The 7,910-nt window shown below is 67.5% G+C and carries 5 protein-coding genes; 3 read left to right on the top strand and 2 right to left on the bottom strand.

Features of this window, described 5'->3' with window-relative positions:
- Positions 1-13: 13 nt before the first annotated feature.
- On the bottom strand, positions 14-2,569 hold the full coding sequence (gene clpB, locus ACFV4K_RS33280; protein WP_379280273.1) for an ATP-dependent chaperone ClpB: 2,556 nt from the start codon (positions 2,567-2,569) through the stop codon (positions 14-16).
- Between the two features lie 214 nt (positions 2,570-2,783).
- Between clpB and ACFV4K_RS33285 the strand changes: the two genes are divergently transcribed.
- From ACFV4K_RS33285 to ACFV4K_RS33295, 3 genes are all read left to right on the top strand, one after another.
- Entirely contained in the window at positions 2,784-3,761 is a 978-nt protein-coding gene (locus tag ACFV4K_RS33285) for an NADP-dependent oxidoreductase (RefSeq protein WP_379280274.1), read from the top strand.
- 134 nt (positions 3,762-3,895) lie between these two features.
- Positions 3,896-5,056 (top strand): globin domain-containing protein, encoded by a 1,161-nt coding sequence (locus ACFV4K_RS33290; protein WP_357094304.1) that lies wholly within the window; start codon positions 3,896-3,898, stop codon positions 5,054-5,056.
- Positions 5,057-5,313: 257 nt separating this feature from the next.
- Complete coding sequence (locus ACFV4K_RS33295; RefSeq protein WP_379280275.1) at positions 5,314-6,099, top strand: FAD-binding oxidoreductase; 786 nt, start codon at positions 5,314-5,316, stop codon at positions 6,097-6,099.
- Between the two features lie 21 nt (positions 6,100-6,120).
- Here the strand turns inward: ACFV4K_RS33295 and ACFV4K_RS33300 are convergent, their stop codons facing one another.
- A complete protein-coding gene (locus tag ACFV4K_RS33300; protein WP_379280276.1) occupies positions 6,121-7,290 on the bottom strand; it encodes a globin domain-containing protein in 1,170 nt (389 codons plus the stop codon).
- Positions 7,291-7,910 lie beyond the last annotated feature (620 nt).

Below are 7,910 nucleotides of genomic sequence, written 5' to 3' on the forward strand. Positions count from 1 at the left end.
GTGTTCGAGCCGGTCAGCGGCCGACGATGAGGTTGTCACCGTCCGGGCTGACGTTCACCTTCACCGTGTCGCCGTCGTGCACCTCCCCGGCCAGCAGTTCCTTGGCGAGCGAGTCGCCGATGGACTGCTGGATCAGCCGGCGCAGCGGGCGCGCGCCGTAGGCCGGGTCGTAGCCGCGCACGGCCAGCCAGAAGCGGGCCGAGTCGGACACGTCCAGGGTGAGGCGGCGCTGGGCGAGCCGCTTCTGCAGCTGGTTCAGCTGGATGTCGACGATCCGCTCCAGCTGTTCCTCGTCGAGGGCGTGGAACATGACCACGTCGTCGAGCCGGTTCAGGAACTCCGGCTTGAAGGCGCGGCGCACCGCGTTCATGACCGTGTCCCGGTCACCGCCCGCACCCAGGTTCGAGGTCAGGATGAGGATGGTGTTGCGGAAGTCGACCGTGCGGCCCTGGCTGTCGGTGAGCCGACCTTCGTCGAGCACCTGCAACAGGATGTCGAAGACGTCCGGGTGGGCCTTCTCGATCTCGTCGAAGAGCACCACCGTGTACGGGCGTCGCCGCACCGCCTCGGTGAGCTGGCCGCCCTGGTCGTAGCCGACATACCCCGGAGGCGCGCCCACCAGGCGGGCCACCGAGTGCTTCTCGCCGTACTCGCTCATGTCGATGCGGACCATGGCGCGTTCGTCGTCGAACAGGAAGTCCGCCAACGCCTTCGCCAGCTCGGTCTTACCGGTGCCGGTCGGGCCGACGAACATGAAGGAACCGGTGGGCCGGTTGGGGTCGGCGACCCCGGCCCGCGCCCGGCGCACGGCATCCGACACCGCTTGCACGGCTTCCTTCTGCCCCACGACCCGGCGGCCCAGCTCGTCCTCCATGCGCAGCAGCTTCTGAGTCTCGCCCTCCATCATGCGGCCCACGGGGACACCGGTCCACGACGACACCACCTCGGCGATATCGTCCGGCCCGACCTCCTCCTTGAGCATGACGTCGCCGTCGGCGGCGGTCTTCGCCTTGGCCTCGGCCTCGGCGAGTTCCTTCTCCAGCTTGGGGATTCGCCCGTACCGGAGTTCGGCGGCCTTGTTGTAGTCGCCGTCGCGCTCGGCCCGCTCGGACTCGCCCTTGAGCGACTCCAGCTCCTCCTTCAGCACCGAGACCGCGTCGATGGCCTGCTTCTCGTTCTGCCAGCGGGTCATCAACTGGTTGAGCTTCTCGCGGTCGTCGGCGAGTTCGGAGCGCAGCTTCTCCAGGCGCGCCTTGGACGCGTCGTCGGTCTCCTTGGCCAGGGCCACTTCCTCGATCTCGAGCCGTCGCACGACGCGCTCGATCTCGTCGATTTCCACGGGGCGGGAATCGATTTCCATGCGCAGCCGCGAGGCCGACTCGTCGACCAGGTCGATCGCCTTGTCCGGCAGGAACCGGGAGGTGATGTAGCGGTCGGACAGGGTCGCCGCCGCCACCAGCGCGGAGTCGGTGATCCGCACGTGGTGGTGGTTCTCGTAGCGCTCCTTGAGCCCACGCAGGATGCCGACGGTGTCCTCCACCGACGGCTCGCCGACCAGCACCTGCTGGAACCGGCGCTCCAGGGCCGGATCCTTCTCGATGTGCTGGCGGTACTCGTCGAGGGTGGTGGCGCCGACCAGGCGCAGTTCGCCGCGGGCCAACATGGGCTTGATCATGTTGCCGGCGTCCATGGCGGATTCGCCGGTCGCGCCCGCGCCCACGATGGTGTGCAGCTCGTCGATGAACGTGATGATCTGCCCCGCCGAGGATTTGATCTCCTCGAGCACGGCCTTCAACCGCTCCTCGAACTCACCGCGGTACTTCGCGCCCGCGACCATCGCGCCCAGGTCCAGCGACACCAGCTTCTTGCCGCGCAGCGATTCGGGGACGTCGCCCGCGACGATGCGCTGGGCCAGGCCCTCGACGATGGCGGTCTTGCCGACGCCGGGCTCGCCGATCAGCACCGGGTTGTTCTTGGTGCGGCGGCTCAGCACCTGCACGACGCGGCGAATCTCGGTGTCGCGCCCGATGACCGGGTCCAGCTTGCCCTCGCGGGCGGCGGCGGTCAGGTCGGTGGAGTACTTCTCCAGCGCTTGGTAGGAGCCCTCGGGATCCGGCGAGGTGACGCGGGCGTTGCCGCGCACGGCGGTGAACGCCTCACGCAGCGCGTCCGCGGTCGCGCCGTACTTCAGCAGCAGCTGCTGGACATCGGAATCACCTGCGGCCAAACCGTAGACGAGATGCTCGGTGGAGACGTACTCGTCGCCGAGCTCGGTGGCCAGATGCTGCGCCGAGGTGAGCGCGGCGATGGCCTCGCGGCCGAAGTTGGGTGTGGTGGTGGCCCCCGTGGCGCGGGGCAGGCGATCCACGATCTCCTGGGCCTCACGCCGGACCGTGGCCGGATCGACGGCGACGGCTTTGAGCAAGGGTGCGGCGATGCCGTCGGTCTGATCCAGCAACGCCACCAGCAAGTGAGCCGGACGGATCTCCGGGTTACCGGCGACCGAGGCCGCCTGTTGGGCGGCGGTCAGCGCCGCCTGGGTCTTGGTGGTGGGATTGAACGAGTCCACTGTCACCTTCCTACTAGTCGTTGTTGTCTACAACGCGGTAGAAATTGAGTCTGTTCCGCTCAAGTCTGACCAATTTCCGGCGGTGACACCAGAGACCTAGGCCCTTTCTCTCACGGCCAGGAGCCTCTCCACACGCTACGCGTACGATGGCCCCATTCGTTGACGCATCACACCAGCTCATCCATCCCGGTTCGCCCGAACGAATGGAGCAGCAATGCGCGCGATCGTCGTCCGAGAATTCGGTGGCACCCCCGAACCCGCCGACATGCCGGTCCCGGAGGCCGGACCGGGACAGATCCAGATCCATCTGGAGGCGGCCGGGGTGAACCCCGTCGACCAACGGATCATCGACGGCTTCCTGGACGGCCAACTCCCCCATGACTTTCCGATGATCCCCGGCGTCGACGGCGCGGGCACCGTCAGCGCGGTCGGCGCGGGCGTCGATGACTTCGACATCGGCGACCGGGTGGTCGGCAAGTTCCTGTCGCCGCCGCTCGGGCACGGCACCTTCGCCGAATACCTGGTGGCCGCCGACGGCGACACCCTGGTCAAGCTCCCCGACGAGGTCACCGCGGTGCGCGCGGCCGCACTGCCGACCGCGGGCATCACCGCCCTGGACCTGCTGCACGCGGCCGAGGTCCAGCGCGGGCAGCGGGTGCTGATCGTCGGCGCGTCCGGCGGCGTCGGCTCCTACCTGGTGCAGCTGGCGGCCATGGCCGGGGCGCACGTCATCGCGACCGCCCGCCCCGATGACACCGACCGCATGATCCGGCTCGGCGCGATGGAGGTGGTGAATTACGGCCGCATGACCGTCACCGACTCGCCCACCCACGCCGAGGCCTCCCCATTGCCCGTCGCCGATTCGGTGCGGATCACCGATCCCGGCGGTATCGAGGCGGTCTTCGATCTGGTCAGTCCGCCGCCGGTGTTCGCCGACAACGCGAGCCTGGTGAAGCCGGGCGGCCACGCCTACTCGACCATCGGATCGGCCGACGAAGCGGATCTGAAGGCGCGTGGCATCATCGGCGGCAACCTCGAATCCCGCGGCGGCACGGCCGAATTGAGCGAACTGCTGCGTTTGGTCGCGACCGGCGATCTGGTGGTGCCGATCCGCAATCTGCCGCCGCTGGCCGACGCTCCCGCCATGATCGGCGCGTCGGGTGCGCGCGGCAAGACGGTGCTGGTGATCTGAACCCCGGGTTACGGAAATCGATCCACCTCCGGCTATATCCGTGCGACCACCGGGTTTTAAGGGATACTTGACGCGGAGGGCCGCCTGGCAGCAGGCGGTTCGGGGTAGTTGGACAGGAAGGAAAGCTCGACGTCGTGGATGCGCGTTCGGCAGCGCTGGTCCGCGCAAACTTTCGGACAGTCGTCGAGGCCCCCAACGGGCCGGAACGGCTGATCAGCGCGTTCTACGGTCATCTTTTCGCGGAGATCCCCGCTTTGCGGGAACTTTTCCCCTCCGCCATGGACATGCAGGCGAAACGGTTGGTCACGGCCATCTCGTTCGTCCTCGACAACCTGGAGGACTGGGATCGCGCCCAGCGCTTCCTGGAGCAACTCGCCCGCGACCACCGCAAGTACGGGGTGGAGGCGGCGCACTACGACATCGCCGGGCGCGCCCTGCTGCATGCCTTCCGGAGCTACAACGGGGTTGCGAACTGGTCGCGGCCGCTCGAGGCGGGCTGGCGCGACATCACCATCCTGATCTCCGCGTCCATGGCCATCGGAGCGAATTCCGATAAGTCGCAGCCCTATTGGGAGGCGACCGTGGTCGGGCACCGGCGGGTGGTGGACGATCTGGCCATCGTGCGCCTGCAGACCGACACCCCCATCCCCTACCAGGCCGGGCAGTACGTGCCGGTCGCCATCCCGCAGCGGCCCAAGATGTGGCGCTACCTGTCCCCCGCCATCCCCACCAACCCGTACGGCGAGATCGAATTCCACGTGCGCAAGGTCCGGACCGGCTGGGTCAGCCCCGGCATCGTGAACGAGACCCAGGTCGGCGACCGCTGGATGATCGCCGCCCCGCTCGGCGGCCTGCACGTCGACCTGAGCCGCCGCAAGGACGTGCTCATGATCGGCGCGGGCACCGGCATCGCCCCGCTGCGGGCCCAGCTCATCGAGATGGGGCGGCGCGGCATCAACCCGCGCGTGCACCTGTTCATGGGCGGCCGCTACCCGTGTGACCTCTACGACGTGGAGAACATGTGGCAGCTCTCGCAGTCCAATCCGTGGCTCACGGTGATCCCGGTCTGCGAGAACGAGACCAACCCCTGGTGGCACCCCTACCCGCCCGCCGACCCGCCCTTCGGCATGCATCGGCGGCTGATCGGGAACCTGGGCGCGGTGGTGGCCAGCTTCGGCGCCTGGGCCGATCGGCAGATCCAGATCGCCGGTTCGGCCCGCATGATCGCCGACACCAAGCGAGCCCTGCTCGCCGTGGGCGCACCCGAGTCGGCCATCAGTTCGGATCCGGTGTGAGACTTTCGGATCCGGTGTGAGACTGTCGAAACATCTTGTATCCCTGCGGACTCAGTTCCGGACAACCGCAGCAGACCCGCGCCGCAGTTCGCGGCCGTCCCGATTCTGGACTGCGCTCCGCCTCCCCGCGCTCGGAGCGGGGGAGCGAACGGCTCCATAGACCTGCGCCTTGGAGGAGCAGAGGAGGGAAGAATCGGGACCAGGGGCCGCGAACCCGCCGGAGCGGAGCGGAGGCAAATTGATATTGAGGAGTTGTTTTGACTATCGGCCCCGATGAGACCGGCGCGATTCCCCTGGACGCGCAGACCGAGTGGACCGCCACGGTGGTGGGGGCGCACCGGTTGCGCGAGGACACCACGGTGGTGCGGTTGATCGGCGAGTTCGTGCCGTTCGCGGCGGGACAGTCGGTGGAGGTGCGCACGCCGCAGCATCCGAACATGGTGCGCCGCATGTACTCCGCGCTGCCGCCGTCGCTGGACGGCAAGCTGGAATTCCATGTGCGGACCCTGCCGGGCGGATGGTGCAGCGGTTCCATCGTGGCCGACTCCCATCCCGGCGACGAATGGCGGATCAGCGCGCCCGGCGGCTGGCTGGCGGTGGAGCCGGACGCCACCGAGGTGGTCATGATCGCCGACGGCGTCGGGCTGGCGCCGATGCGCGCGCTGCTGCTGGATCTCGCGCGCCGCGAACAGCCGCCGCGCACCCACCTGTTCGTCGGGGCGCGCTACCCGCGCGACCTGTACGCCTCCGACATGCTCTATCTGCTGACCGGCGAAATGCCCTGGCTCACCGTGGTTCCCGTGGTGCAGGACGAGTACGACCCGGACTTCGTCGACACCTGGTACGAGCAGTGCCGCGTCGACATCGGCTTCCGGCCGGAGGAGATGATGCCGGGCACCATCGCGGACATCCCGGAGCGGTTCGGTCCGCTGGACCACCACCAGATCCTGGTGTGCGGCGGCGCGGCCATGGTGCGCAACACCATCGACCAGCTCGTCGCCATCGGAGCTCCCGCGGAAGCCATTCGCTACGAAGGCTTCTGAGCCCTCGGGGCGGCCGGCGTCTCAGAACAGCGGGTCGTGGCGGATGTTCTCGGTGGAGGTGCCGGCCGCCATGAGCCGGAACTTGGTGGTCTGCACCATGGACGGGGCTCCCACGATCTGCACGTCGCGGTCCTCCCAGGAGCCGTGGCTCGCCACGATCTTGCCGATCTGACCGACCGCCCGCGGCTGCAGGCCCGGGTATTCGCGGGTCTCCTCGGAATTGTCGAAGTGCCACCACGGGTTCTCGGTGGACTCGGTGACCGGGTGCACGGTGAGCCACTTGTTGGCGCAGGCCAATTGGCTGAGCACCTCGAGGTCGTAGAGATCGCACGGGTAGTGGCCGCCGACGAACAGATCCACCTTGGGGTTGGATCGGCGCGAGGTCATGGCCATGAGCTGGGCGCGCAGCGGCGCGATGCCGGTGCCGCAGCCGACCATCAGCATCTTGCGGCGGGTGTTGCGGGGCACGCCGAGACCGCCCAGCGGCGATCCGATCAGCCACTGCTCGCCAACCCGGCTGTGCCCGACCATGGCCGGGCTGACCCAGCCGCCGGTGACGCCGCGGATGTGGAATTCCAGTTCGCCGTCGGCATTGGCGGGGATGGCCGGGGACAGGTAGCGCCACATGCGCGGGCGGGACGGGATCTGCACGCTCATGTATTGACCGGCCGCGTACTGCATGGGCTGGTCCAGCTTCAGGCGCACGACCGCCAGGTTGCGCAGCACTTCGCGGTGCTCGATGACGGTGCCGGTCCACACCGGCGGGGTGCTCTCGCCGTCGGCGGCCTTGATCATGGTGCCGGCGATGATGCCGATGCCCTCGTCCCAGGCGCGGCCGACCTCGTCGGTCCAGATCTCGGTGCCCGCGTAGGCCTCGAGCGCGCTCTTGAGCGATTTCCCCACGGCCTCATAGTGATCGGCCACCACGCCGTACTTGCGGTGGTCGCGGCCGAGCTGCGCCAGGAAGGGCAGCAGCCGGTCGGGTTCCTCCAGCCGATCCACCACGTAGGCGATGGCCTTCACCAGCCGGTCGCGCTGGGCGTCCAGAGCGGCGGGGAAGAAATCCCGCACGTGAGGGTACTCCGTGAAGAGGATGGCGTAGAACGACCGCGCGAGTTTCTCGGGGCCACCTTCTTCCGCAGCAACCGCCTTGAACGTTGTTCTTATCAATGCGACGGTCCGCGAATCCATTTGTGTCACAACCCCATTTCGCAATCGAACGCAGGCGTGACCGGCGAGTGAAGTGCTGCGGGACACTCGACAGCAGCCGTTGCCAAGCAAGTGTAAGCGAGGTTAGCCAGCAACGGAACGGGACGTTTCAATAACGGGCCCTCTATTCCTCGAAAACGTGAACGTTGCGGGGCTTCCAAGCCGAAAACCGACTGATCAACTGGAAAACGCCGTGCGACACGGGTTTTCAGTCGTCAATTCTGGCTGATCCGTTTTGCAAGACTCAGGAAAACAGCGATCCCGCCGCAACTACGTCAGGCCATGAATTCCCCTGCAGCATAAGGACAAAACTCACGATCGGCAGCAATTAATAACCTACCGGTCTGTTTATTATAAACAGCCCCACCGGACTTCGCCAATCACACAGTCCGCTGTCGCAACTCAGCACATCAGCCGCAACAATCGCAACCGGGCGAACGTCAGCAGGCGGGATCCAGGGATCCGGACAGCAGAAAGGCGGTGCCCCACTGGGGACACCGCCTTCCGGCTCGTCTTGCCCTACTGCGGCTTACGCCGGTTTCGGGGCTGCCACACCACGAGAGCGGTGCTGGGCTGAGGGGTCAGGTGCGCGGGCCGGTACC

The sequence above is a fragment of the Nocardia sp. NPDC059764 genome (assembly GCF_042732555.1).
Taxonomy (GTDB): Bacteria; Actinomycetota; Actinomycetes; order Mycobacteriales; family Mycobacteriaceae; genus Nocardia.

What these genes read in the sequence shown, in the direction of transcription:
- ACFV4K_RS33300 (WP_379280276.1), bottom strand. Translation starts at nt 7,290, where the DNA reads ATGGATTCGCGGACCGTCGCATTGATAAGAACAACGTTCAAGGCGGTT.
- ACFV4K_RS33285 (WP_379280274.1), top strand. Translation starts at nt 2,784, where the DNA reads ATGCGCGCGATCGTCGTCCGAGAATTCGGTGGCACCCCCGAACCCGCC.